At 74.3% G+C, this 25870-nt stretch carries 22 protein-coding genes; 16 read left to right on the forward strand and 6 right to left on the reverse strand.

Going from position 1 to position 25870, the window contains the following annotated elements:
* Positions 1-123: 123 nt before the first annotated feature.
* The 3 genes from ABT160_RS30455 to ABT160_RS30465 all read right to left on the reverse strand — a co-directional run bounded on the left by ABT160_RS30455 (position 124) and on the right by ABT160_RS30465 (position 2143).
* On the reverse strand, positions 124-543 hold the full coding sequence (locus ABT160_RS30455) for a hypothetical protein (RefSeq protein ID WP_351651135.1): 420 nt from the start codon (positions 541-543) through the stop codon (positions 124-126).
* A gap of 283 nt (positions 544-826) precedes the next feature.
* Positions 827-1063 carry a hypothetical protein gene (locus ABT160_RS30460; RefSeq protein ID WP_351651136.1) on the reverse strand — a complete coding sequence of 79 codons (237 nt, stop codon included), beginning with the start codon at positions 1061-1063 and terminating at the stop codon, positions 827-829.
* Positions 1064-1303: 240 nt separating this feature from the next.
* The gene (locus ABT160_RS30465) at positions 1304-2143 is read right to left on the reverse strand and encodes a TauD/TfdA family dioxygenase (protein ID WP_351651137.1); all 840 of its coding nucleotides are present in this window, start codon (positions 2141-2143) and stop codon (positions 1304-1306) included.
* 469 nt (positions 2144-2612) lie between these two features.
* Between ABT160_RS30465 and ABT160_RS30470 the strand changes: the two genes are divergently transcribed.
* The 6 genes from ABT160_RS30470 to ABT160_RS30495 are packed head-to-tail and all read left to right on the forward strand — an operon-like array spanning position 2613 to position 7661.
* Positions 2613-3812 (forward strand): efflux RND transporter periplasmic adaptor subunit, encoded by a 1200-nt coding sequence (locus tag ABT160_RS30470; RefSeq protein ID WP_351651138.1) that lies wholly within the window; start codon positions 2613-2615, stop codon positions 3810-3812.
* Complete coding sequence (locus tag ABT160_RS30475) at positions 3809-4528, forward strand: ABC transporter ATP-binding protein (RefSeq protein ID WP_351651139.1); 720 nt, start codon at positions 3809-3811, stop codon at positions 4526-4528. Before ABT160_RS30470 ends, ABT160_RS30475 begins: the two co-directional genes overlap by 4 nt.
* Positions 4525-5781 (forward strand): ABC transporter permease, encoded by a 1257-nt coding sequence (locus ABT160_RS30480; protein ID WP_351651140.1) that lies wholly within the window; start codon positions 4525-4527, stop codon positions 5779-5781. Before ABT160_RS30475 ends, ABT160_RS30480 begins: the two co-directional genes overlap by 4 nt.
* 10 nt (positions 5782-5791) lie before the next feature.
* On the forward strand, positions 5792-6298 hold the full coding sequence (locus ABT160_RS30485) for a hypothetical protein (RefSeq protein WP_351651141.1): 507 nt from the start codon (positions 5792-5794) through the stop codon (positions 6296-6298).
* Positions 6295-7158, forward strand: coding sequence for an efflux RND transporter periplasmic adaptor subunit (locus ABT160_RS30490; protein ID WP_351651142.1), 864 nt, complete (start codon positions 6295-6297; stop codon positions 7156-7158). Before ABT160_RS30485 ends, ABT160_RS30490 begins: the two co-directional genes overlap by 4 nt.
* On the forward strand, positions 7155-7661 hold the full coding sequence (locus tag ABT160_RS30495) for a hypothetical protein (RefSeq protein ID WP_351651143.1): 507 nt from the start codon (positions 7155-7157) through the stop codon (positions 7659-7661). The genes ABT160_RS30490 and ABT160_RS30495 overlap by 4 nt, the downstream gene beginning before the upstream one ends.
* Before the next feature lie 31 nt (positions 7662-7692).
* Here the strand turns inward: ABT160_RS30495 and ABT160_RS30500 are convergent, their stop codons facing one another.
* Positions 7693-8760, reverse strand: a complete 1068-nt coding sequence (locus ABT160_RS30500; RefSeq protein ID WP_351651144.1) for an aldo/keto reductase — start codon at positions 8758-8760, stop codon at positions 7693-7695.
* Positions 8761-9082: 322 nt separating this feature from the next.
* Here ABT160_RS30500 and ABT160_RS30505 point away from each other — a divergent pair, with 322 nt between their 5' ends.
* The gene (locus tag ABT160_RS30505; RefSeq protein ID WP_351651145.1) at positions 9083-9739 is read left to right on the forward strand and encodes a deoxynucleoside kinase; all 657 of its coding nucleotides are present in this window, start codon (positions 9083-9085) and stop codon (positions 9737-9739) included.
* A 154-nt stretch (positions 9740-9893) separates the two neighbouring features.
* On the opposite strand, the gene ABT160_RS30510 is transcribed toward ABT160_RS30505, so the two are convergent.
* Entirely contained in the window at positions 9894-12014 is a 2121-nt protein-coding gene (locus ABT160_RS30510) for an FG-GAP repeat domain-containing protein (RefSeq protein ID WP_351651146.1), read from the reverse strand.
* A 206-nt stretch (positions 12015-12220) separates the two neighbouring features.
* On the opposite strand from ABT160_RS30510, the gene ABT160_RS30515 reads away from it, so the two are divergent.
* From ABT160_RS30515 to ABT160_RS30540, 6 genes are all read left to right on the forward strand, one after another.
* Positions 12221-13627 (forward strand): amidohydrolase family protein, encoded by a 1407-nt coding sequence (locus ABT160_RS30515; protein WP_351651147.1) that lies wholly within the window; start codon positions 12221-12223, stop codon positions 13625-13627.
* Positions 13628-13741: 114 nt separating this feature from the next.
* Positions 13742-15229, forward strand: a complete 1488-nt coding sequence (locus ABT160_RS30520; protein ID WP_351651148.1) for a nucleobase:cation symporter-2 family protein — start codon at positions 13742-13744, stop codon at positions 15227-15229.
* A gap of 24 nt (positions 15230-15253) precedes the next feature.
* Positions 15254-15997 carry a GntR family transcriptional regulator gene (locus ABT160_RS30525; RefSeq protein ID WP_351651149.1) on the forward strand — a complete coding sequence of 248 codons (744 nt, stop codon included), beginning with the start codon at positions 15254-15256 and terminating at the stop codon, positions 15995-15997.
* Between the two features lie 85 nt (positions 15998-16082).
* A complete protein-coding gene (locus ABT160_RS30530; protein WP_351651150.1) occupies positions 16083-18416 on the forward strand; it encodes a molybdopterin cofactor-binding domain-containing protein in 2334 nt (777 codons plus the stop codon).
* A 75-nt stretch (positions 18417-18491) separates the two neighbouring features.
* A complete protein-coding gene (locus ABT160_RS30535) occupies positions 18492-19421 on the forward strand; it encodes an amidohydrolase family protein (RefSeq protein WP_351651151.1) in 930 nt (309 codons plus the stop codon).
* Positions 19422-19490: 69 nt separating this feature from the next.
* Positions 19491-20882 (forward strand): UbiD family decarboxylase, encoded by a 1392-nt coding sequence (locus ABT160_RS30540; RefSeq protein WP_351651152.1) that lies wholly within the window; start codon positions 19491-19493, stop codon positions 20880-20882.
* Between the two features lie 22 nt (positions 20883-20904).
* Here the strand turns inward: ABT160_RS30540 and ABT160_RS30545 are convergent, their stop codons facing one another.
* The gene (locus ABT160_RS30545; RefSeq protein WP_351651153.1) at positions 20905-22053 is read right to left on the reverse strand and encodes a DUF4034 domain-containing protein; all 1149 of its coding nucleotides are present in this window, start codon (positions 22051-22053) and stop codon (positions 20905-20907) included.
* Between the two features lie 201 nt (positions 22054-22254).
* On the opposite strand from ABT160_RS30545, the gene ABT160_RS30550 reads away from it, so the two are divergent.
* The 3 genes from ABT160_RS30550 (at position 22255) to ABT160_RS30560 (ending at position 25823) form a co-directional block, all read left to right on the forward strand.
* On the forward strand, positions 22255-22962 hold the full coding sequence (locus ABT160_RS30550; protein ID WP_351651154.1) for a spherulation-specific family 4 protein: 708 nt from the start codon (positions 22255-22257) through the stop codon (positions 22960-22962).
* Positions 22963-23133: 171 nt separating this feature from the next.
* Positions 23134-24111 carry an LLM class F420-dependent oxidoreductase gene (locus tag ABT160_RS30555; RefSeq protein ID WP_351651155.1) on the forward strand — a complete coding sequence of 326 codons (978 nt, stop codon included), beginning with the start codon at positions 23134-23136 and terminating at the stop codon, positions 24109-24111.
* 62 nt (positions 24112-24173) lie between these two features.
* Positions 24174-25823 (forward strand): class I adenylate-forming enzyme family protein, encoded by a 1650-nt coding sequence (locus tag ABT160_RS30560; protein WP_351651156.1) that lies wholly within the window; start codon positions 24174-24176, stop codon positions 25821-25823.
* Positions 25824-25870: the final 47 nt, after the last annotated feature.

Raw genomic sequence — 25870 nt, forward strand, 5'->3', positions numbered from 1 at the left:
GGCGTCCCCGGCCCCCGCCCGCGGGGGGCCCCCCGGGGGGGGGGTCTGGGGGGGGGGGCCCCCCCCCCCGCCCCCGCCCCCCCCCCCCCCCCACACGCACGCGCGTCGGAAAGTCCGGCGCACTCAGCGCACGGTGACCTGGAACACCGGTGACGCGACGTTGCCGTTCACGATGCGCAGGTCGTTCTTGCCCTTGAGCCCCAGCTTGACGCCGAGGGAGTACGAGCCGTTGCGCGCGGTGGGCACCGAGGCGGGCAGGGTGACCCACTTGCCGTGCTGCTTCTGCTGGAGCGTCACCTTGCTGCCCGCCTTGAGCCCGGTGGTCTTGCCGGTGACGCGGAACAGCTTCCACGCCGCGACCGAGGAGACGGACGGCTTGGCGGTGATGCTCGCCTTGACGGCCGCGGCGCCGGGAGCGACCGCGGCGGACTCGGCCCGGGCGATGGCCGGAGCGGCCGTCGCGGTGCCCGCGAGGGCCACGGAGGCGGCGCCGAGGACGGCGACGGCGGCGAGGCGGAGGGAGTGCCGCTTGGTGACGATCATGAATCCATGCCTTTCACTACGGAACCACGGGTTTCGCGCCGGAGGCGGCATAACCGCCCAAGGCGTGATGTCACCGAAGAAGAGGACGGAACGCCCGAACGCGTTCCCCTCACCTTGTCACCGTCCCGTAACAGCAGGCCCGTTGGTGCCGGCGGTACGAACTCCCGTCGGGCGAAAGGATCCTGGAGGGCGGAGCGGGCCCCGCAGACGTGCTGCGGGGCCCCTCCGCTTCACACGGACTTGCTTCGAAAGACCTTCCGTAGACCTTCCGTTGAACGGTGGTTCAGAGGATGCCGAGGCCCAGGCCGAGCCCGAGGTTGAGGCCGACGCCCACGGTGGGACCGTAGTAGTCGTCGTAGCCCACGCAGTGCACGTGCCCGTGGCGGACCCAGCAGTGGTGGGCGGCGGCGGGCTGTGCGGACTTCTCGGCCGGAGCCGCGGTGGCGGCACCGGCGAGGGGGATGAGGGCGGCGGCGGCGAGGGCCGTGGAGACGGCGGCCCGGGCGATGGTCTTGCGCATGTGTTGCTCCCAACTAGTGGGGAATGGGACGCAAGGAGGCATGCCGCTTTCCGTGCGCGTTGCGTCCCCCCGGCCCGCGCGTCACCCCTTAGAGGCGCCTTATTGCGCCGTATGCTCCATCGCGGAGGGCGGGACGACGGCCCGCTGAAGATCAACTTCCTTGACGGCGGGGGCCGCTGTCGGTCCGGCGCCCGGACCCGCCGGAACTGCCGTGCCGCGCGTCCCTGTCGGCGGCGCGCCTCACCCCGCGGGGCGGACGGTGTCGATCCAGGTGCGGGTCAGCAGCCGTCGCGCGACGGGGGAGTGGGTGAAGGCCGTCCGGCCGTGCAGCACCGTGGAGTTGTGCACCAGCAGGAGGTCGCCCGGGCGCAGCCGCAGCCGCAGCGTGATGCCGGGCTGGTGCAGGGTGTGGTCGAACGCGGCGAAGGCGGCCTGCTGGGCGCTGGTGGGAGACAGGCCCCGCTCGTGGAGGGCGCGGACCATGTGGAAGCGGTTGTAGGCCACGCGCACCGCACCGCCGTCCTGGCGGAACACGGGGCTCCGGCGGACGTGTCCGTCGACGGTGCCGAAGTGCTGGTCACCGTACAAAAGTTGCAGCTGGTCGGGGTGGTCGGCCCGCAGGTGGTTGTGCACCGTGGGCCCGCTGGCGAGCAGGCTGTCCCCGCCGGTGGTGGCCTGGCGCACGCACAGCAGGGCCATCAGGTCCGCGACGGAGGAGCCGTCGCACCGGTCGGTGTGCGGGTCCAGGTGGCCGTCGTCCGCGTCGAGGCCGGGCGTGCGGGTGCCCGGCGACAGGGCGTTGTCCGCGCGGCGGTGGCCGCTCAGCGGGCGCGGCGTGCCGAAGCACGCGCCGAGTTCCTGCGACAGGCCCAGGCAGGCGTCGTCGTCGAGGCCGTCCAGGTCGATCCCGCTGACCAGGGCGAAGCCCGGGCCGTGGTGCAGCGCGCGGGCCGCCGCGCCGGCTATGTCCGGGCCGAGGCGGCCGTGCCGGGCCTCGAAGGACCACGACGCCCCGTCCAGGGACGAGGCGTTCCACACGGTCGGCCCGCTGGCGGGGGCGGGCAGTGCGACGACGGGCATGCGGTCTCCTGACCTCGGTTCGGAGGGCCCGAACCACCGGTGATCTTCCTGCGGTTCGGGCACCGAGGTGGCTTCTGCCCATGCGGGGGCACCCTCACGACCGGGCGCGGCCCGGAGCGGGCGGCGCTTTGGAGCGCGGGGGCGCGGCTGCGGGACCTGGCGCGCCCACGCGCCGCACCGGCCGCTCCGGTGGCGCGGGGGGTCGTGGAGGTGGTGCGGACGGGGGCGTCGGCGGTCCGCCGTGGTCCTTTGCGGTCTTCGGCGGTTCTCCGCGGTCCTCGGCCGGGACCCGTTGGTGCGCCGGTGGCGTGCCGGTGGACCCGTGCGCCGCTGTGCGGAGCACGGGCGGTTCGCCCGCGTGCGGGGCACGAGGTTGGCCCGCGTGCGGACGCCGTCTTCCCGCGTCTCATGGCTGATTCACATGGAATCGCTAAGGAAGTCACAGGTCGGTCGACCAGCCTGACGGGCCATGAGATCCCCCACCGGAGGCCGGGCCGCCCTGGTCAACGGCACGCTCGCCGTGCTGCTGGCCGCAGGCATCGGCCTCGCCTATGTGTCGCTCGGCGACGACGAGGCGACCGCCTCCTCCACCACCAGGACGACCGCCGTGCTGCGCGGCGACGTCACCGCTTCGGTGGCGGCGTCCGGCCCGATCGCGAGCACCACGACACGGGCGGTGTCCTTCGCCGCGTCCGGCACCGTGGCGAAGGTCCGGGCGAAGGTCGGCGCCACGGTGAAGAAGGGCCAGGAGCTCGCCGAGCTCGACCCGACCGAGGCGCAGGAGCAACTCGACGCGGCCCAGGCGGACCTGGCCGTGGCCGAGGAGGGCGACACCAGTACGGCACAGGGCTACGCGAGCTACGTACGGGCCAGGAACGCGGTGAACGCGGCCCGGCGCGCGCTCGACGGGACCGTCCTGCACGCCCCCTTCGCCGGCACGGTGACCGCCGTCAACGGCACCGTCGGTGGGCCGGCGTCCGGCTCCTCGGGGTCCTCCGGCTCCACCGGCTCTTCGGGTTCGGCGGGCTCCTCCGGCTCCTCGGGCTCCGGAGGTTCCTCGTCCTCCTCGGGCTCCTCGTCCTCGGGCTCCTCCTCCGGCTTCGTCGAACTCGCCGACCCGGCGCACCTCCAGGTCACCGGCGACTTCACCGAGGCCGACGCCACCCGCCTCAAGGTCGGCCAGGCCGCCGCGGTCACCTTCGACGCGCTGCCGGGGGTGAGCGCGCAGGGCCTGGTGAGCGCGATCGCCGACACCCCCACCACGGAGAACAACGTGGTGTCCTTCGCCGTGACGATCACCCTCAAGGACCGCCCCGCCCAGGTCCGCATCGGGCAGACGGCCGCCGCCACCGTCACGGTCGCGCAGGTGAAGAACGCGCTGTACGTGCCGAGCGCGGCCGTCACCAGCGCGGGCGGCCAGAGCACGGTCACGGTCGTGGAGAACGGCCGGCCGGTCGTGCGCACGGTCACCGTCGGCATCGCGGGCAGCGCCGGTACGGAGATCAAGTCCGGCCTGAGCGAGGGCGAGCAGGTCCGCATCACCGTCGCCACCGGCACGACCGGTACCAACGGCGGTGGCGCGCAACGGTCCGGTGGCGGCTTCGGCGGCGGCTTCGGAGCCGGCGGCGCGGCCGTGGGCGGCGGGCGCGGCGCGGGCGGTGGCCGGTGAGCGCCCCCGCGGCCGGGTTCCGCGAGCCCGTCCGGGCGCCCGTCATCGAGGTCCGCGACCTGACCAAGGTGTACGGGCAGGGCGAGACCGTCGTCCACGCCCTGCGCGGCACCAGCCTGACGGTCGAGCAGGGCGACTACGTCGCCATCATGGGGCAGTCCGGCTCCGGCAAGTCCACCCTCATGAACATCCTGGGCTGCCTCGACGTGCCGACGCGCGGCAGCTACCACCTCGACGGCACCGACGTCGGCGGTCTCAGCGAGCGGCAGTTGTCGATCCTGCGCAACCGCAAGATCGGCTTCATCTTCCAGAGCTTCAACCTCATCCCCCGCATGACCGCCCTCGCCAACGTCGAACTCCCGCTGGCCTACGGCGGGGTGAAGCCGGCCGAGCGGCGCGAGCGCGCGCTCGCCGCGCTGGAGCTGGTCGGGCTCCTGGACCGGACCGGCCACGAGCCCAACGAGCTGTCCGGCGGCCAGCAGCAGCGCGTCGCCGTCGCCAGGGCGCTGGCCACCGCGCCGTCCCTGCTGCTCGCGGACGAGCCGACCGGCAACCTCGACAGCGGGTCGACGCTCGACATCCTGGACGTCCTCGACCAGCTGTCGGCGGCCGGCCGCACGATCGTCCTGATCACGCACGAGGACGAGGTCGCCAAGCGCACCCGGCGCGTCATCCGCCTGGTGGACGGAGCCGTCGTGGAGGACCGCGGTCGATGAGCCCCTTCGAGATCCTGCGCTTCGCCCTGCGGGGCCTGGGCGCCAACAAGCTCCGCAGCGGCCTGACCACGCTCGGCATCCTCATCGGCGTCGGCGCCGTGATCCTGCTGGTCGCCGTCGGCAACGGCTCCTCGCGACAGGTCCAGGACAGCATCGCCCGGCTCGGCGCGGGCGCCCTGACCGTCACCACCTCCACCACCGGACAGGCGGGCGGCGCACGCCAGGCGGGCCCGGCGGGCCGGCAGGGCGCGAACACCGCCACCGGACCCCGCACCCAGGCGAGGAAGCTCACGGTGGCGGACGCCCGGGCCCTCGTTGACCCGGTCGGCGCGCCCTCGGTGGAGAGCGCCTCGCCGGTGGTCAACGCCAGCTCCCAGACGACCACCTACCTGACCTCCAGCCACAGCATCGGACAGTTCGTCGGCAGCGACACCGCCTACTTCAAGGCCAACAACAAGACTGTCGAGCGCGGTTCGGCCTTCACCGCCCAACAGGTCGAATCCGGCCTCAAGGTCGCGGTGATCGGCCGGACGGTGGCGACCGAACTCTTCGGCCGGGTCGACCCGATCGGCAAGAAGATGAACGTCAACGGCGCCTTCTTCACGGTCACCGGGGTGCTCGCCCAGTCCGGCTCGTCCTCGGGCGGCTTCCAGGACGCGGACGACGTCGCCATCGCCCCGTACACCGCCGTGCAGGGCACGCTGACCAGTTACGGCGCGCTCAGCCAGATCGTCGTGCAGGCCAGGACGCCGGACGCGGTCGACGCGGCGCAGGCCGAGGTCACCGCGGTCCTCGAACAGAGGCACGGCACCACCGACTTCCAGGTCTTCAACCAGGCCAGCGTGCAGTCGGCGGTCGCCGAGTCGAGCCGGACCTTCACCGTGCTGCTCGGAGCGGTCGCGGCGATCAGCCTGCTGGTCGGCGGCATCGGGGTCACCAACATCATGCTCGTCACGGTGACCGAACGGACCCGGGAGATCGGCGTCCGCAAGGCCATCGGAGCCCCGCGCGGGGCGATCCTGGGCCAGTTCATCGCGGAGGCCACCATCCTGTCGCTGATCGGCGGCGTCCTCGGGGTGATCGCCGGGGTCGTCGGCGGGCAGTTCACCATCGTCGGGGTGCGGCCGGTGATCGCCCCCTGGTCGATCGGGCTCGCGCTCGGGGTGTCCGTCGCCATCGGCCTCTTCTTCGGCAGCTACCCGGCCAACCGCGCCGCCTCCCTGCGCCCGATCGAGGCGCTGCGCCATGAGTGAGGACAGACCCTTGACCCCGACTCCCACCCCCGACGGCCCGGCCGACGCCCCGCCGCCCGGCCCGCCCGAGCGGATCGGGGCGGACGGTCCCGGCCCCGTACCGGCGCGGCGCCCGCGCCCGCGCCCCGCCGTCTTCCTGGCCGCCGGTCTCGTGGTCGTCGCCGGGTTCATCGCCGGGGTGTACGCGGACAAGGGCGGCGACCCCGCACCGGCCGCGCGCCCCGGCGCCGGGCAGGCGACCGGTGCCCGCGGCCAGGGCGCCCCGTCCGGCCCGTCGGGCGGGGGCGGGTTCCGTCAGGGGGCGGGATCCGGGACCCTCGGCACGATCAAGGACGGGAAGGCGGAGGTCACCACCCCGGACGGCCGGACCGTGGAGGTCGGGGTGGGGGACACCGTCCTGGTGACCACTCCGGACGCGACACCGAGCGCGTCCGCGGACAGCACCCCCGGCACCCGTCCCGGCACCACCCCCGGCGCCGCTCCCAGCGCCACCCCGAGCGGAGGAACGCGCGAATGAGCCTGCGCAGACGTGTGACGGGACGGCACAAGGGGCGCGCCGCCACCGTGTACGGGGTGCTCGGCGCCGTCCTCGTGGGCGGCGGCCTGGCGACCCTGCGCGCCGAGGAGAGCAGCGCCGCCCCGTCGGCGCCGGCCCGGGCGGAGGCATCACCCGCCGCGCGGACGCCGGTGGCCGGCACGGACCCGTCCGCCTCCGGGACGCTGGCGAGCGCCGCGACCCGCTCGCTGGCGTTCAGCACCGGCGGCACCCTCACCACGCTCGCGGTCAAGGCCGGGCAGAAGGTCGCGAAGGGCGACGTGCTGGCCCGCACCGACTCCACCGAGGCGGTCGAGAGCAGGCAGGCGGCCTACTCCTCCTACCTCGCCGCCTCCGAGGCCCTGGACGCGGCGGACGACTCCGCCCACAGCAGGGCCTACGCGTCCTACGTCAAGGCGCGCAACGCCTACCACCAGGCCCGGCGCGCGGTCGAGGGTACGGAGATCACCGCCCCGTTCTCCGGCACGGTGACCGCGGTCGACGCCGCGGCCGGCCAGTCGGTGAACGCGGGCACGGCGGTGCTCACCCTCACCGACCTCACCCGGCTGACCGTCACGGCCGACTTCACCGAGGCCGACGTGGTGCGGCTCGACGACGGCCAGAAGGCGTCGGTCACCTTCGACTCGCTCGGCACCGCGGTGACCGGCACGGTGTCCTCGGTGTCGCCCGTGCCCGTCGCCGCCGCGTCCTCGGGAGGCGGCTCCGGCGGCGGCACGCAGTCGTCGACCCAGGTGGTGCGCTACGCCGTCGAGATCACCCCGGAGCGGCTCCCCGCGACCGCCCGGGCAGGCCAGGCCGTGACCGTGGAGGTGCACCCGTGAACCCGTCCCGGCCCGATCCCCGCGAGGTCCTGCGGACCTCGCCGTTCCGGGGGACCCTGCGGGAGGCCCTCGCGGCCCACCCACCGCGCCCCAGGCCCCCGCTGGCCACCACGTTGCTCGCCGTGGGCGTGCTGGCCGTCGGCGGGCTGGTCGGCGGGGTGCAGGCCGACCGGCACTGGAAGGACGGCAGCACGTCGACGGCGTCGACCGAGGGCCCGGCCGCCGCCCGCTCCGGACAGGGCCGGTACCCGGGCGGGACGGGCCAGTACCCGGGCCGGGGAGGCGAAGGGCAGTACCCGGGCCGGGGTCAGGGCGCGGGCGGGGCGTCCGGCGGATCCGGCGGGGCAGCCGGGGCCGGCGGATTCGGCGGCTTCGCGGGCCTGGCGCGCGGCACGGTCACCAAGGTCACCGCCGACTCGGTCACCGTCACGACGTCCGACGGCAGGACCGTCGTACTGAAGGCCGGGGACGAGCTCAGGACGCTCCCGACGCGGGCGCGCTGACCCACCGGGCGGCGGCCCGCAGCCCGCGCGCTCAGCGCGTCCCGTCCCCGTCGGCGGCGGCGCGCTCCGAGGCGGCGCGCCTGCGGAGGGCCGGGTCGGTGAGCGCGGGCGGCAGCCAGACGCCGTCGGCGCGGTACAGGTCGGTGCCGGGCGGCACGATCTCGTCGATCCGGTCCAGTACGGCGTCCTCCAGGACCAGGTCGGCGCCCTTGAGCAGCGAGGTGAGCTGGTCCATGGTGCGCGGGCCGACGATCACCGAGGTGACGGCGGGGTGGACCAGCGGGAAGGCCACCGCGAGCTCGGGCAGGGTGCGGCCGGTCTCCTCGGCCAGGGCGACGAGCCGCTCGACGGCGGCGAACTTCTCCTGGTTGCCCGGCGCCGCCGGGTCGAAGCGGTGCGGGGTGAGCTTGGCGCGCCCGGTCGTGAGGTCGACGGGGCGGCCCTGGCGGTGCTTGCCGGAGAGGAAGCCGGAGGCCAGCGGGGACCAGGTCAGCACGCCCGTGCCCAGGCGCTGGGCGGTGGGGAGCACGGAGCGCTCGACGCCGCGCGCGAGCAGCGAGTACGGCGGCTGCTCGGTGCGGGGCCGCATCAGGGCCCGGCGGTCGGCCACGTGGTGGGCCTCCACGAGCTCCTCGGCCGGGAAGGTGGACGTACCGAAGGCGCGGATCTTCCCGGCCCGCACCAGGTCGGTGAGGACGGAGAGGGTCTCCTCGACGTCGGTCGCGGGGTCGGGGCGGTGGACCTGGTAGAGGTCGATCCAGTCGGTGTCCAGGCGGCGCAGGCTGTCCTCGACGGCCTTCAGGAGCCAGCGGCGTGAGTTCCCGCTGCGGTTGCGCCCCTCGCCCAGCGGGAAGTGCCCCTTGGTGGCGAGGACGACGTCGTCGCGGCGGCCCTTGAGCGCCTTGCCGACGATCTCCTCGCACTCGCCCGCCGAGTACATGTCGGCGGTGTCCACGAAGTTGATGCCGGCGTCGAGCGCCGCGTGGATCACCCGCGCGCCGTCCTCGTGGTCCGGGTTCCCGACGGCACCGAACATCATGGTGCCCAGGCAGTGGGTGCTGACCTCGATGCCGGTCTTTCCGAGGACGCGGTAGCGCATGGCGGTGCTCCCTGGGGGAGGGGGTGGGTGGGATGCGTCACCCTAGGAGCTGGAGTGCACTCGATGGCAAGGCCCCGGCCCCCGCGGGCGGCCGTGCGGGGTGCTCTCTGGTCGGGGCGCGGCGCGGCTTCGTCTAAGGTTCTATGCGGTCCGTGGGGCCCTGGTCCGGGCGGGACCGCCGGGCGCTGGTCACGAGGCCCCGGGGGGCGACACCGACACCCCGGGACGCCGTGTGGCCGTCGACGTGCGTCCGGGGTGGGTACGGGGCGCGCAGCCCACCCGTACACGGACTGCACGATGACCCCCCAGGGAGAAGTGAGGAATGCCGGTGATCTGCGTCGGAGGCATGATCGGGATCGGTAAGACGAGCGTGGCCGAGCTGCTCGCCAAGGAGCTCGGCAGCGAGGTCTTCTACGAGAGCGTGGAGGACAACCCGATCCTGCCGCTCTTCTACACCTCGACCCCCGAGGAGATCCAGGCCAAGCGCTACCCCTTCCTGCTCCAGCTGTACTTCCTGCAGACCCGCTTCGCCGCCATCAAGCAGGCCTACAAGCAGGACGACAACGTCCTGGACCGGTCCATCTACGAGGACTGGTACTTCGCCAAGGTCAACCACGACCTGGGCCGCATCAGCTCCCTGGAGATGCGGGTGTACGAGGGCCTGCTCGACGAGATGATGCGCGAGATCGACGGCCTGCCCTACCGCAAGGCGCCCGACCTGATGGTCTACCTCAAGGCGGACTTCGAGACCGTCCTGCACCGCATCGGGCTGCGCGGCCGCGACTTCGAGCAGGACGCCGGGCTCGTCGAGTACTACCGCACGCTGTGGTCCGGCTACGACGACTGGGTGCACCACCACTACGCGGCCAGCGAGGTGCTCGTCATAGACATGAACAGCACCGACGTCGTGAACAACCCCGAGGACGCCGCCCGCGTGGTGCACGAGGTCAAGGCGGCCCTGGCCGCGGCCAAGGCCTGACGACACCCCCGGGGCCCCACCAAGCGGGCCCCGGGTCTCCCCGGGCCCCACGGATCAGGCCCCGGGCCAGGAGGACCAAGGCATTCCGGGGCCCCGGGACCACGGATCAGGCCGCGCGGTCCCGTCCGGCCCCGGGCCCGCCGCCCGCGCCGCCTCAGCGGACGCTGGCGTACGTCTTCCAGCCGGTGCCGATCTTGACGCCGGAGCCTATGCCTCCGGCCCCGTTGCCCGCGTACCGGTACAGGTCGCCCGTCGCGGTGCGGCCCAGGATGTCGTCCCTGCCGTCACCGGTCAGGTCGCCGGTCCCGATGAAGTCGGCCATCCCGCCCCAGCCGGAGCCGATCTTCGTGCCGCTGCCGATCGTGCCCTTGCCGGTGCCGTAGTAGCGGTACAGGTCGCCGTTGGTCGTACGGGCGATCAGGTCCGCGTTCCGGTCGCCGTTCAGGTCGCCGGCGCCGACGATGGTGAGCGACTTCCAGCTGGTGCCGATCTTCCCGGTGCGGGTGAAGCCGCCCGCCTTCGTGCCGCCGTACAGGTACAGGTCGCCCGTCGCCGTGTGCCGCGCCACCAGGTCCGGTATCCCGTCGCCGGTGAAGTCGCCCGAGTACGTCAGGCCGTCGTACGCCGACCAGCCGCTGCCGATCTTCACGGACGGCGACTTGTCCGTGACCGCGGCGCCCGAGGCGGGGCTGTAGCGGTAGAGGTCGCCCGCCCAGTCCGTCACCAGCGTCTCGTTGACCCCGTCGCCGGTGAAGTCGCCGAACGGGACGATCGTCGAGGTGGTGGGCCAGAAGCCGCCGTCGTTCCGCTCCGAGAAGGTCCCGGCAGCGCTGCCCGCGAAGACGGTCAGCCGGCCGTCGGTCCCGCGCGCGTACACGTCGGGTACGCGGTCGTTGCCCACGTAGTCCCGGCGCGCGGCGGGCGCCGCGGTCCTCGGGCCGCCCGTCGACGCCGCCCAGACCTTGTTGATCTCGCGGGAGTCGCCGGTGCGGCCGAGCAGTTCGTTCCACACGGTGACCGCGCGCCCGTCGGCGCCGGCGGCGACCGTCCCCTGCGCGTACTCGTACACCTTGCCCACCCGCACGGGCTTGCCCCAGCCGTCGGAGCGCGTGACCGCGAACAGGTCGTGGTCGAACGTCGTCCAGGCGATCGCGAGCGTGCCGTCGCGGCCGATGCCCGGGGTCCACAGGCTCAGGACGCCGCGGTCCTGCTCCAGGACGGTCGGCGCGGACCAGGCGCCGCCCACCGCGCGGTTGGCGACGGCCAGCTTCGAGGAGTCGGTGACCCACACCGCCGACACCGAGCCGTCCGCCTCGATCAGCGGCGTCGAGGTGTCGCCCCGGTCGGCGTCCACGGGGAGGCCCTCGCTCGGGCCCCACTGGGCGCTGCCCGCGGGACGGTAGACGAACCCCCGGTTCCGCGTGGCACCGTCCCAGGTGAGCAGGGTGGCGCCGGTCGCCGCGAACTGCACTGATATCTCCGACGGGTTGGTGCCCCCGACGTTCACCGGCTCCGGGGCGCTCCACTGGGCGGCGCCCGGCGCGCGGGTCGACACCCGCAGCTTCTCCGCGCCGTCCAGGGCGGCCTTCCAGGCGACCGTCACCGTGCCGTCGCTCCCGGCGGCGGCCGCGAGTTCGTACGGGTAGCCGATGCCGACCTGGACGGCGGGCGACCACGCGTCCCCGGTCGCGGCGAGGTCGGAGACGAACACCCCCTCGTCCTGGTCGTTCTCGCCGGGCGTCGGGTTGCCGGACCACACGGCGGTGAGGTGGCCGCCTTCCCCGTTCACCAGCCGCAGGTCGTTCGCGTAGGGCGCGGTGGTGAGGGTCGCGGGCGCCGTCCACGCGGTGGCCCCGGAGGCCAGCGTGGCGGTCCGGTAACGGTTGGGGCCCTCCTGCGCGGTGTCGCGCCAGGACACGGTGGCAGAGCCGTCCTTCGCCGCGACCAGGAAGACGTCACTGACGTCCTTCAGGTTCGAGGCGACGAGGACCGGGGCGCCCCAGGCGGTGGCGTCGGCGGGCCGGGTGGCCGCCCACACCTCCTGCGCCTCCTCTCCGACGCCCTTCTGCCAGACGGTCACGGCGGTGCCGTCCGGCAGCACCTTGGCGCCGGGGCTGGTGGCCTTCTCGCCGGTCAGGGCGACGGGCGCGGGCCAGGTCCGGTCGGCGGCCAGGGCCGTGGACGCCGTCACGACAGTGGTGGCGACGGCCGCGCCGACCAGGCCCAGCGCGAGCGCGGGCACGAGCGCGATACCGGCGAAGTCGCGGGCATGCATGTGGAATCCCCCCAGTGATGCCAGTGATGCGTGGTGCAACAACGAAGCAGAACCTAACAGCCGGGTCTGACAGCGGCACCGGCGTTTCCCGGCCGTCCGGTGTCCGGGGGCGCTCCAACTCTTGTCGTATGCAAGGGGGTTGACAGCCAGGAGAGCCGGAATATGTTACATGCAACATGGAGTCAGGCCGAATCCCTGGGGGTCCCGTGGCCGAGACGCGCCGTTCCTGTGATCTGCTCTTCTCCCGAGGACACGTCCTCACCGTCGACGACCGGCGGGAGGTGTACGAGAACGGGTCCGTGGCCGTCGTCGGCGGACGCGTCGCGGACGTCGGCCCGGCGGACGAGGTGGAGGCCGCCTGGACCGCCGCCCGCACGGTCGACTGCCGGGGCAAGGCCGTCGTCCCCGGCTTCACCGACGGGCACAGCCACCTCTTCCAGGCCTTCGCCCGGGGCCTCGGCGAGGGACGGTCGATCTGGCCGTGGCTCTGCGACTTCATGTGGCCGTACGCCATCGCCGTCGACCCCGACGACGCGCGGGTCGCCGCCACCCTGGGCGCCGTGGAGGCCCTGCGCTCCGGCATCACCACGGTGATCGACCACCACTACGCGCCCACCGACGCCGAAACGGTTCTCTCCGTCGCCGAGGCGCTGGAGCGGGCCGGGCTCCGCGGCGCCGTCGCCCGTGGCATGGTCGGCCCGCGCACCGCCGTCGCCGAGGCGCGCGGCCTGCCCACCGCCCTCTTCCGCCACTCCCTCGCCGAGGAACTGGAGCTCACCCGCGCCTGCGTGCGCGCCAGGCCGCCCGGCTCCCGGGTCACCGTCTGGCCCGCCCCGCTCAACCTCTCCTACGCCGACCAGGACCTGGTGCGCGGCGCGGTCGAGCTGGCCGCCGGGGCCGGGACCCGCTGGCACACGCACTGCAGCGAGGGCCGCAAGGACCCGGAGAGCTACCTCGACGCGTACGGCGTGCGCCCCGTCGGCTGGCTCGCCCGCGAGGGCCTCCTCGACGGCCGCGCCACCCTGGCGCACGCGATCTGGCTGGACGACGAGGAGATCGAGCTGGCCGGGGGGAGCGGGGCCGGCGTGTGCCACAACCCCGCCTCCAACGCCTACCTGGCCTCCGGCGTCATGCCCCTGCGCAGCCTGCGCGAGGCCGGGGCCGTCGTCGCCCTCGGCACCGACGGACCGAGCGCCGGGCACCGCCAGGACATGTTCGAGGCCATGAAGCTGACCCTCTTCGCCCAGCGCCAGGAGACCCTCGACCCGGCCGTGGCCCGCTGCGAGGAGGCCCTGGAGCTGGCCACCAGGGAGGGCGCGCGCTACGCGGGCACCGGCGCCGGGGTCCTCGCCCCCGGCGCCCCCGCCGACCTGGTCGTCGTCGCCCTCGACCGCCCCCACCTGCGGCCCCTGCACCGCGCGGTCGCCGCCCTCGTCTACTCCGCGCGCGGCTCCGACGTGGAGATGACCGTCGTGGACGGCCGGGTCGTCTTCGAGGACGGGCGCTGTACGTACGTCGACGAGGACGCCCTGCTCGCCGAGGCGCAGGAGCGCGCGGAGCGGCTGGTCGAGCGCGCGGGCCTCGCCAAGCTCACCGTCCCCTGGCAGCACTGATCCGACAGCGCGAAGACCCTCCGACAGCACAGATCCGACAGCGCGAAGACCTCCTGGCAGCACAGATCCGGCATCCAACAAGCCCCCTGGCAGCTCGGCGAAGGGACCACGCACATGTCACGACCGACCGGGACACCCCCACCGGGCGGGCCGGACGCCTCCGACCCCGCCTCCAGCACCTCCACCACCACTCCGGGTCCCGCCCGCGACGAGGTCGACTCCGTCCCCCCGTTCTGGCGCCTCGCCCTCTACGGCCTCCAGCACGTCCTCGCCTTCTACGCCGGCGCCGTCGTCATGCCGCTGCTCGTCGCCGAGGGCATCGGCATGCGCGGCCAGGACGTCGCGCTGCTCGTCAACGCGTCCCTGCTGACCTGCGGGCTCGCCACCCTGCTGCAGTCCGTCGGGCTCCCGGGCATCGGGATCCGGCTGCCCGTCGTACAGGGCACCTCCACCACCGCCGTGCCGTCCCTGGTGTCCGTCGGGCTCGCCGCGGGCGGGGCGCGGGCGGGGCTGCCGACCGTGTTCGGCGCCGTCATCGCGGCGGGCCTCGCGCTGTTCGTCGTCGCGCCCGTCTTCAGCAGGCTCGTACGCTTCTTCCCGCCCCTGGTCACCGGCACGATCGTGACCATCGTCGGCGTCACCCTGCTCGCGGTGGCCGCCCGTCAGGTGGGCGGCGGCGACCCCGGGGACGCGTCGTTCGGGGCCCCGGCGCACCTGGGGCTCGCGGCGGTGACGCTCGCCGTGATCCTGCTGCTCACCAAGGTCTCGCGGGGGTTCCTCTCCACGGTCGCGGTCCTTGCGGGTCTCGCCGTGGGCACGGCGGTGGCCGCGCTCGCGGGACGTACGGACTTCTCCGCGATCGGGCCCGCGGGCTGGCTGGGCATGGAGGCGCCGCTGCACTACGGGCCGCCGCGGTTCGAGACGGTCGCGGTGCTCTCCGTGGTCCTGGTGATGGTGATCATCGCGGTGGAGTCGATCGGGCAGTTCTTCGCGGTCGGCGAGATCGTGGGCCGGGAGGTCGGGCCACGGGACGTGACCCGGGCGCTGCGCGCGGACGGTCTCGCCACCGCGGCGGCCGGGGCGCTCAACTCCTTCCCCACCACGGTGTACTCGCAGAACCTCGGGCTCATCCGGCTGACCGGCGTCACGTCCCGCTGGGTGGTGGCCGCGTCCGGCGTCATCATGATGCTGTTCGGCCTGGTGCCCAAGGTCGGCGCGGTGGTCGCGGCGATGCCCGCCTCGGTGCTCGGCGGCGCGACGGTGGTGCTGTTCTCGACGATCGCGGTGGTCGGCGTGCAGATCCTGGTCCAGGCGGACCTGCGCGACCAGCGGAACACCATCCTGGTGGCCACCAGCCTGGGCGTCGGCTTCCTGCCCACGGCGTTCCCGCAGTTCGCCGAGAAGATGCCGGGACGCCAGCTCCAGGCGCTGTTCGACAGCGGGATCATCCTGGGCACCCTCGCCGCCGTCCTGCTCAACCTGTTCTTCCACCACCTGCGGCTGCCGCGACGACTGCGGCGCGGTCGGGCGCGCGCACCGGGCGAGGGCGTCAACTCCGTTGACGGGCCAGCACATTACATGCAACATGGCGTACGGAAGTAGCAGCGCGGGACGGGGAGGGGAACCATGGTCGCTGAGAAGGCGGTGAACCCGGTCGCGGCGGGCAGTCTGCTCGCGGACCGCGCGTACGAGGAGCTGAAGGCCGCCGTGCTCGCCAACCGGCTGCGCCCCGGCGACGCGCTCTCCGTCCCCGCGCTCGCCGCCCAGCTCGGCATCAGCCGCAGCCCCGTCCGCGAGGCCGTGCAGCGCCTCATCCACGACGGGCTCGCCAGCCACGCCCCGCACCGGGGCGCGGTCGTGGCCACCGTGGACATGGAGGACGTGCGCCAGCTCTACGTGGTCCGCGAGGTCATGGAGGGCCTGGCCGCCCGGCTGGCCACCGAGCGCCTGGACGCCACCAGCGTCGGCGAGTTGCGGGCCCTCCTGGAGCGGCACGAGCACTCGCTCTCCGACGGCGACGACGAAGGCACCCACATCGAGCTGGACATGGCCTACCACCGGCTCATCCGCGAAGTGGCGGGGAACAGCCACCTCACCGCGGCCCTCGACACCATCCAGGGCAAGGCCCACCTCGCCCTGCACCAGCTCTGGCGCGGCAAGGAGGCGCCCCGCCTCGCCGTCGAGGAGCACCGCAGGATCTTCGAGGCGATGACCGCGGGCGACCCGGACGCCGCCGAGCAGGCGGCCCGCGAGCACATCAGACGCCTGCGGGTCCGCCTCTCCCAGGCCATCGCCCCGGGCCCGGCGCCCGACGGGGGCGACGGCACCACGCGCCCCGGCCGCGCCGGGCGGGTGCGCCCGCTGCCCTGACGGGGCGGCGCCCGATCCCCGTACCGCTCCACGCACAGCACCCCTCCACCCGGCACCCCCGCACGGCAGAAGGGAAGCGAAGCCCGTGAGCACCATCGCCCCCGCCAGCACGCCGGTCCGCTCCGGAGTGGGCGCGAGCACCGCGCGCCCCGACGGACGGCTCAAGGTCACCGGAGACTTCGCCTACTCCTCCGACCTGCACGCCGCCGACATGGTGTGGGGCGCCACCCTGCGCTCGCCGCACCCCAGCGCCCGCATCGTCCGCCTCGACGCCACGGCCGCGCTGCGGCTGCCCGGCGTGGTCGCGGTGCTCACCCACGAGGACGTGCCGGGGCGGCCGTTGTACGGGATGAAGGTCGCCGACCAGCCGGTGCTCGCCGCCGAGCTGGTGCGCTACCAGGGCGAGCCCGTCGCGCTGGTGGCCGCCGACCACCCGGAGACCGCGCGCCGCGCGCTGCGCCTGATCGAGGTGGAGTACGAGCAACTGCCCGCCCTGACCGACCCGGAGGACGCGGTACGGGGCGTGGGCCCGCTGGTGCACGCCGCCCGGGTGGACGGCCGGCGGGGCAACGTCGTGCGCCACGTCCGCATCCGCCACGGCGACCTGGCCGCGGCCCGGCGCGCCGCGGACGTCGTGGTGGCGGGGACGTACGAGGTCGGGATGCAGGACCAGGCCTTCCTGGGGCCGGAGTCGGGGCTGGCGGTGCCCGACGGCGAGGGCGGCGTCGACGTGTTCGTCTCCACCCAGTGGCTGCACGACGACCAGCACCAGATGTGCGGGGCGCTCGGGCTGCCGCCGGACAAGGTGCGGCTGACCCTGTCGGGGGTGGGCGGCGCGTTCGGCGGGCGCGAGGACGTGTCGGTGCAGATCCACGCGGCGATGCTGGCGCTGGGCACCGGGCGGCCGGTGAAGATGAGCTACCACCGCGAGGAGTCGTTCTTCGGGCACGTCCACCGCCACCCCGCCCGGATGCGCTTCGAGCACGGTGCCACCCGCGACGGCCGCATCCTGTACGTCAAGGCGCGCCTGCTCCTCGACGGCGGCGCCTACACCTCCACCTCCCAGGTCGTCATCGCCAACGGCAGCTACTTCGCCGCCGGGGCCTACGAGGTGCCCGCCGCCGAGATCGACGGCTACTCGGTGTTCACCAACAACCCGCCGTGCGGCGCGATGCGCGGCTTCGGCGCCGTCCAGTCCTGCTACGGGGTCGAGTCCAACCTGGACAAGCTGGCCCGCGAACTCGGCCTGGAACCGGTGGAGTTGCGGCTGCGGAACGCCATGACGACCGGCACCGTCCTGCCGACGGGCCAGGCGGTCGACGGCCCGGCACCCGCCGCTGAACTGCTGCGCAGGCTGCGCGACCGCCCGCTGCCGCCGCCGCCCGACGGCCCGTTCGCCCGCCCCGGCGGGCTCAACAACACCACGCGCGGCGAAGGGGTGCGGCGCGGGGTCGGGTACGCGATCGGGGTCAAGGCGATCGGCTTCTCCGGCGGTGTCGACGACCGCTCGGTGGCCCGGGTGCGGCTCTCCCTGGTGGGCGGCGAGCCCGTGGCCGAGGTGCACACCGCCGCCGCCGAGTGCGGCCAGGGCATCGTCACCGTACAGGCGCAGATCGCGCGCACCGAGCTGGGCGTGGAGCGGGTGGTCGTGCTGCCCGCCGACACCCGGGTCGGCGACGCAGGATCCTCGTCCGCGTCCCGCATCACCTGGATGAGCGGGGGAGCGGTGCAGGGCGCCTGCCGCCGGCTCAGGGAGCGCGCGGGGGACCGCCCGCTGGCCGAAGTCCTCGCCGAGTGCGGCCCGTTGGAGGAGGAGTACGAGTACCGGCACCGGCGCACCTTCCCCGTCGACGACGAGCGCGGCCAGGGGGACGCGCACATCGCGTTCGCGTTCGCCGCGCACCGGGCGGTGGTCGACGTGGACACCGAACTGGGCCTGGTGAAGGTGGTGGAGCTGGCCACCGCGCAGGACGTCGGCAAGGCGCTGAACCCGCTCGCGGTGGAGGGCCAGATCGAGGGCGGCACCGCCCAGGGCCTGGGCCTGGCGCTCATGGAGGAGCTGCGGGTGGACGGCGGCCGGGTGCGCAACCCGTCCTTCACCGACTACCTGATCCCGACCATCGCGGACATGCCGCCGGTCCCCATCGACCTGCTCGAACTGCCGCACCCCGACTCGCCGTACGGCCTCAACGGCGTCGGCGAACCGCCCACCCTGTCCTCCACCCCGGCCGTCGCCAACGCCCTGCGCGACGCCACCGGCCTGGCGCTGGAGCGGGTGCCGGTGCGGCCCGACGACTTCCTCGACCTCCGCGACGAGCTCGGCGACGACCTCCGCGACGGGTTCCGCGAAGAGCTCGGTGACGCGCCCGGTGACGAGCCGGGCCGGCCGTACGGCTCCGACGACGACGGGGGGAGGTGAGGCGGGCCCTGCCCTGGGTCCCCGGACGGTCCACCACGCAGCACGCGGTAGGTACCAGTCGGAAAGGACAGCAGCATGATCATCGACACCCACATGCACCCCACGAACGTCGTGGACCAGGCCTGGCGGCACGACGGCTCCCCCTTCACGGGCGAGCGGACGCTGGCGATGATGGACGGCCCGTACATGATCAACGGCAAGCCGCGCCGCATCGACTACGGCTGCATCATGCCCCCGCCCGGCAACAGCGTCTGGCAGGACGGCATGCGCACCGGGCGCGAAGGCATCCGCGACTACATGGCGTACATCACCGAACTCGTCCAGCGCTACCCGGACCGGTTCATCGGGAACTTCATGTACAACCCGCGCTTCGGGCCCGAGAACGGCGCCAAGGAGCTGGAGTTCCACGTCAAGGAGTACGGGTACAAGATGCTCAAGCTCCACGCCAACATGCACGCCTACCGGCCCGACCGGGCGCTGGACTGGCTGCGCCCGGTGCTGCGGGTCTGCGACGAGCTCGGCGTGGTCGTCCTCATCCACACCGGCGACGGGCCCTACTCGATCCCGACGCAGTTCTACCCGGTCATCCGGGAGTTCAAGGACGTCAACTTCATCCTGGCGCACTTCGGGGTGCAGACCGGCGGCGTGTACTGCTTCGAGGCGCTCTACATGATCCTCGACTCGCCCAACGTGTACGGGGAGTCCGGCTGGCTGCTCCAGTCGCGCATCGTGGAGTTCGCCCAGCAGATGGAGCGCCACCAGCTGGTCTTCGGCACCGACTCGCCGCCCAACGAACCGGGCATGTGGGCGCGGGAGCTGGAGGTCCTGTGCGGACCGCCGCCGCAGGGCATGCACCTCTCCGAGGAGGACCTGGAGGGCTACCTCGGCAACAACATGGCCAAGCTCCTCGGCCTGAAGCCCACGCCCCCGCCGCGCGACCTCGCCGAGGCCCAGCTGCGCCTGAAGGACACCTACGCCACCCTCGACCCGGCCGCCAGGACCTGACCGACCGGCCACCCCGGGGCCGGCCCCGCGCCGGACCGGCCCCACCGGCGCCCGACGAGGAGGCAGCCGATGCCCCGCACCGCACCGCAGGACCTGCGCACCTTCCTGGACTCCTACGCACGGGCGCACCCCCGCGACGTCCTCACCGTGCCCGAAGCGGTCGACGGCGAGGACGTCGCCGCGCTGGTCGCCGAACTCGCCGCGCGCGAGCGGCACCCGGCCCTGGTCTGCCCGCGCGTCAACGGACTCGGCACCACCCTGGTCACCAACCTCTTCGCCTCCCGCCACCGGATCGCCCGCATGCTCGGCACCACCCCCGACCACCTGCACGCCGCCTACCAGGAGGCCGCCGCCCGGGCCGTGGAGCCCCGGGTCGTCCCCGAAGGGCCGGTCACGCACACCGTCCTGTCCGGCGACGCCGTGGACCTGGCCGCGCTCCCGCTGATCCGGCACTTCGCCACCGACCGGGCCCCCTACCTGACCAGCGGGGTCGTCACCGCCGAGGCCCCCGAGGGGGTGCCGGGCCGGGCCGGGAACCTCAGCTACCACCGGGCCATGGTCCACGGCCCGCGCGCACTGGCCACCAGCCTGCACTCGCGCGGGCACCTCTGGCAGCTCCTCGGGATCGCCGAGCGGCGCGGCGAGGTGCTGCCGGTCGCCGTGGTCATCGGCGCCCACCCGCTGTTCCTGCTGGCCGCCTCCGCCCGGGTCGGCCCCGAAGTCGACGAACGCACCCTGGCCGGGGGCCTGTTGGGCGCCCCGCTCGACGTGGTCCGCACCCCGGTCCACGGCATCCGGGTCCCGGCCGCCGCCGAGATCGTCCTGGAGGGGCACATCGACCCGGCCCAGCGGGCCGACGAGGGCCCGTTCGGCGAGTTCTCCGGGTACTCCTCCGACCGCTCCACCCGCAACGTCCTCACCGTCGAGACGGTCCTGCGCCGCGACGGCGCGCTGCTGCTCGACGTGGTGGGCGGCAACAGCGCCGAACACCTCAACCTGGCCCGCGTGCCGCGCGAGGCGGAGATGGCGCAGCAGCTGCGCCGGCGCTTCCCCGAGGTCACCGCGCTGCACTACCCGACCTCTGGCACCCACTTCCACGCCTACGTGGCGCTGCGCCCCTCGCGCCCGGGCCAGGCGCGCCAGGTGATGCTGGCGCTGCTGGGCTGGGACCCGTACCTCAAGACCGTGGTCGCGGTCGACGACGACGTGGACCTGACGCGCGACGGCGACGTGCTGTGGGCGATGGCCGTCCACCTCCAGCCGCACCGCGACGTGTTCCGGGTCGACGGCCTGCCGGGCTCCCCGCTCGACCCGTCCGCGACCGCCGAGGGCACCACCTCGCGGATGGCCCTGGACGCCACCAGGGGCCCCGACTTCCACGGCACCCGCGCCCGCGTCGACGAGGCCAGACTCCGCGCGGCGGCGGCCCTCCTGGACCGGCTGGAGCCGCTCCCCGGGTGACCACCGCACCCCGCCCGGAGGCTCAACGGGTCATCGACGCCCGTCCCTTGGCCGCCGCACCGCTCCTGAGCGCCCTGCGGGCCGAGGACCCCTTGGCGGCCAGGCCGCGCGCGTGGTCGAAGGCGGCGACCGGGTCGGCCGCCTCCGTCCACGGGTACGCCCCGCACCAGCGGCCGAGCAGCCGGAACTGCTCCAGGGCCGCGTCGTTGTTCCCCGTCGCCAGGAGGTAGTGGGCCAGCAGGTGGCGCAGCCGGGGGAGGCGCTCGTCCTCGGGGCCGACCAGGGCGAACGAGGCGTGCACCCGCTCCAGGAGCTTCCTCGACCCGGACGAGCGGGCGCGCACGAGGCCGGTGCCGCCGCGCTCGTCCAGCTCGTGCAGCGCGTGCAGGTACATCCCGGCGAGCGGGCTGCCCGCCGGGGCGTTCGCGGCGGCGCGCCGGGCGAAGCGGAGCATCAGCCGGTCCGAGCCGTGCCACTTGGCGCACCAGTACTGCAACGCCTGCCAGTGGCCCGCGTAGTGGTACGGGGCGCGGGCGACCAGGTTCTCCCAGAGCTCGCCGAACTGCCGGCGGGAGGGGGCCAGCGCGCGCGACGCGGTGATCATGACGACCCAGGGCCCGGGGTCGCGCGGGTCGAGGGCGGCGGCCGCGCGGGCCACCTCCACGGCCTCGGGGAGCATCTCCTGGAACCGCCGCATCCGCTCGTCCCCGACCTCGCGGGCGTAGCCGGAGCCCCGGACCTCCCACGCCCGGTGCACCAGCAGCGAGGCGTGCAGCGTCGCGGCGTCCGCGTTGCCGGGCTCCTCGCGGCGCCAGGCCCGCAGCCAGTCGTCGCCGTCCGTCGCGAGCTCCTGGAGGAACTCCGTACGCGACCAGCGGGCGTCCCAGTCCTCGCCCGCGGCGGCCACGTACGCGGAGGCCGCGCGCCAGTCGCCGTCCCGGACGGCGAAGGCGACGGAGCGCATCCCGGCCAGCCGGTGCTCGCCGAGCGGCGGTCCGGCCCTTCCGGCGTCGAGGGCCGCGGCCGGGACGAGGCCGAAGGCGGCGGGCGCGAAGGACTCGCGCACCCACTTGTCGCTCCCGGGGCGCCGCACGCGCCGGGCGCGGCTGAGGCTCACCCGGTGCACGAGCGCGCCGAGGAGCAGGGGGACGAGGACCATGAGGACGGACACAGGCGGGATCATCACCGATCGCCCCCGTCCAGGCAACCGTCCGTCCGTGGCCGGGCAACCGTCCGCCCCCGTCCAGGCAACCGTCTGTCCGTGGCTGGGCAACCGTCCGGGCGACCGCCGGGCCCCGGCCACGGACTGGCGCCCGCCCAACAGGCCCTAACCTGGCACCTGGTAGACGCACAGCCGACGGGAGACGACCACATGGCCGCAGCGCGGTCCGCGCCCCCGGCGGCGGCCGGGGTTCCGATGTACGGCCACCCCGGTGTCGCCGCCCCGGCCTGGGCCGCGCTGGCCCTGGCGGACGCGCCGCTGCGCTGGGTGGTCCTGAACCAGGCCGACGGCCCGGGGGAGCACGAGGACCCGGTGCTGTACATGGCGGCGCGCGCCGTCCGGGACGCGGGCACCCGGGTGCTCGGCTACATCACGCTCGACGGCGGCGCGCGGGAGGACTTCCACACCAACGCCGAGGCCGAGGCGTACGCGGCGCGCGGCATCACCGGCGCGTTCCTTGACGAGTGCCCGGCCACCGGGGAACTGCTCCAGGCCACCGCGCTCACGGTGCTCCACCAGCGCGCCAAGGGCATGCGGTACGTCGTCCTCAACCCCGGCGTCGTCCCGGCCCGGGGCTACTGCGACATCGCCGACCAGGTCGTGGTCTTCGAGGGCGACCTTGAGGCCTACCGCCGGGCGGTGTTCCCAAGCTGGACGCGCGACTACCCGCCGTCCCGCTTCGCCCACCTGGTGCACGGGGTGCGCACGGCGGACGAGGCGGCCGAGGTCGTACGGCTGGCCGGGGCGCGGGGCTGCAGCACGGTGTACGCGCACTCCACCAGGCACACCCCGGCGACGAACACCTGGGACGGGCTGCCGCCGTACTGGCCGGAGTTCACGCGCATGCTGGCGCTGTAGTCCACGCGCACGCCGGCGCCGTGGTTCACGCCGGCGCCGTGAGAGGGCGCTCCCCCGCTCCCCGGACCCCGCCAACTGCCGGACTCGGCCGCCGGAATGGGCACGGGCGCCTCCCGAGAAGTGGGTACGAACCCCTCCCGAAGTAACTTCGCTTATTGTAGTTTCGGCCTCATGATTCCCGCGCTGTCGGCGTCGCCCGGCTACTGGCAGGACCGTCCGCCCTCCGAGTGGGCCCCCATGGTGGAGGCCGCGGACGGGCTCGGGTACGACGAGCTGTGGCTGGGCGAGATGGCCACCTACGACGTCTTCGCCCTCGCCGTCGCCGTGGCCGCCCGCACCCGGCGCGTGCCGCTGACCCTCGGGCCGCTCGCCGTCGGCGTGCGCGACCCCATGACCATCGCGCGCGGCGTCGCCTCCGTCGCCGACCTGGCGCAGCGGCCCGTCGCCGTCGCCCTCGGCGCGTCCAGCCCGGTCGTCGTCCGCGACTGGCACGGCAGGGACCACTCCGGCTCGGGGACCGCCCTGCGCGAGTCCGCCGTCGCCGTGCGCGCCCTGCTCGCCGGGGAGAAGGCCGACTTCGCCGGGGAGAAGGTGCGCACCCACGGCTACCGCCTCCGACTCCCGGCGCCCAAGCCCGAGTTGACCGTCGCCGCCTTCGGGCCCGCCGCCGTGCGCACCGCCGCCCGGCTGGCCGACCGGATGGTCCTCAACCTCGTCACCCCGGCATCCGTGGCACGCCTGGCCGCCGCCGTGCGCGAGGAGGCGCGGGCGGCCGGCGCGGACCGCGCGCCGCGCGTCGCCGTGTGGACCACGGCGGCCGTGGACCCCGCGCCCGCCGCCCTGGAGCAGCTGCGGCGCGGCGTCGTCGGCTACCTCGCCGCGCCCGGCTACGGCGAGATGTTCGCCGAGGCCGGCTTCGGCGACCTCGTCGCGTACGCCCGCACGCGCCCGCACCCGCGCGAGCTGCTGGACGCCGTGCCGCACGAGGCGATCGCGGCCGTCGGACTCGTCGGCGACCGGGCCCGCGTCCGCGCCCGCCTGGCGGAGTACGCGGCGGCCGGCGCCGACGAGGTCGTGGTCATCCCCGCCAGCACCGACGACGACCCCGGCGGCGTCCGCACCCTCGAAGCGGTCCGCTCGCTGCCCTGAGGCACCGCTCCCGTACCACCCCGTACCGAAGGCGTCCTGGACGAGACACACAGGAGGTATGCATGGGACTGCACCCGGCCGAGCGGGTGGCCGAGTACCGGGCGGCCGGCTGGTGGGGTGACGACACCCTCGACGGCCTCTTCCGCGCCCGTGTCGCCGCCCGCCCCGACCGCCTCGCGCTCGTCGACCCCGCCAACAAGCGGGACCTGGTGGGCCGCGACCCGCGCCGCCTGACCTGGGGCGAACTCGACGCCGAAGTGGACCGCCACGCCGCGCTGCTGCTCCGGCACGGCCTGGGCGAGGGCGCGGTCGTCGGCGTACAACTCCCCAACACCGTCGAGCAGATCGCGCTCTACCTGGCCTGCTGGCGGCTCGGGATCGTCGTGTCGCCGCTGCCCATGCAGTACCGCGAGCACGAGACCACCCGGCTGTCCCGGCTCGCGGGGTTCGCCGCGTACGTCACCGTCGGCTGCTTCGGCGACCGCGCGCCCGCCGCCGAGGCCGGCGTCCTGGGCCTGCCCGTCTTCGCGTACGGCGACGACCTGCCGCCCGGCGCCGTCCCCATGGACGCCGAACTCGCCCTGCCCCACGACCCGGTGGAGCCGCACCGGGCCGACGCCAACGACTGCGTGACCATCTGCTGGACCTCCGGCACCGAGAGCGTCCCCAAGGGCGTGCCGCGCTGCCACAACGACTGGCTCGCCATCGCCTCCGTCTGCGCGGAGGCCCCCCGCATGACGGCCGACGACGTCCTCCTCAACCCCTTCCCCACCGTCAACATGGCAGGGTTCGCGGGCCTGTTCCTGCCCTGGCTCCAGGTCGGCGGCGTCCTCGTCCAGCACCACCCCTTCGACCTGCCCACCTTCCTGGGCCAGATCGCCGCGGAGCGGGTCACCTACACGGTCGCCGCCCCGGCCCTGCTCACCATGCTGCTGGCCCGCGAGGACCTGCTCGCCACCGTCGACCTGTCGTCCCTGACCCGCATCGGCTCGGGCTCGGCGCCGCTGTCGCCCGCGATGGTGCGCGGCTGGCAGGAGCGCGGCCTCGGCGTCATCAACTTCTTCGGCTCCAACGAGGGCACCGGCCTGCTCACCGACCCCTACGACGTCCCCGACCCCGAGGACCGCGCCCGCTACTTCCCGCGCTACGGCGTCCCCGGCGCCCGCTGGTCCACCCGGGCCGCCTCCTGGACCTCGATGCGCATCGTGGACCCGGCCACCGGGGAGGACGTCACCGAGCCGGGGCACCCCGGCGAACTGCGCATCAAGGGGCCGCAGGTGTTCGCGGGCTACCTCAACGCCGACGAGCTCGCCGACCCCTTCGACGAGCAGGGCTACCTGAGGTCGGGCGACGTCTTCGAGATCGCCGGGGAGCGGGGCGAGTTCATCCGGTACGTGGACCGGGCCAAGGACCTCGTCATCCGGGGCGGCATGAACATCGCCCCCGCCGAGCTGGAGGCCCTCATCGCCCGCCACCCGGCCGTGGCCGAGGTCGCCGTCGTCGGAACCCCCGACGAGGTGCTCGGCGAACGGGTCTGCGCGGTCGTCGTCCCGGCCCCCGACCACAAGCCCACCCTCGACGACCTCGTCGCGTTCCTGCGCGACCAGCGCATCGCCTCCTACAAGCTGCCCGAACGCCTCGAACTGCGCGCCGAACTGCCGCGCAACCCGGTCGGCAAGGTCCTCAAGCGGGAGCTGCGGGACGGCATCTGAGGCCCCGGCCGCCTCCCGAGAACGCGAACGGCCGGTCCCCGGAGGGG

It is taken from the genome of Streptomyces sp. NPDC001941, from assembly GCF_040296945.1.
In the GTDB taxonomy this organism is placed as follows: Bacteria; Actinomycetota; Actinomycetes; order Streptomycetales; family Streptomycetaceae; genus Streptomyces.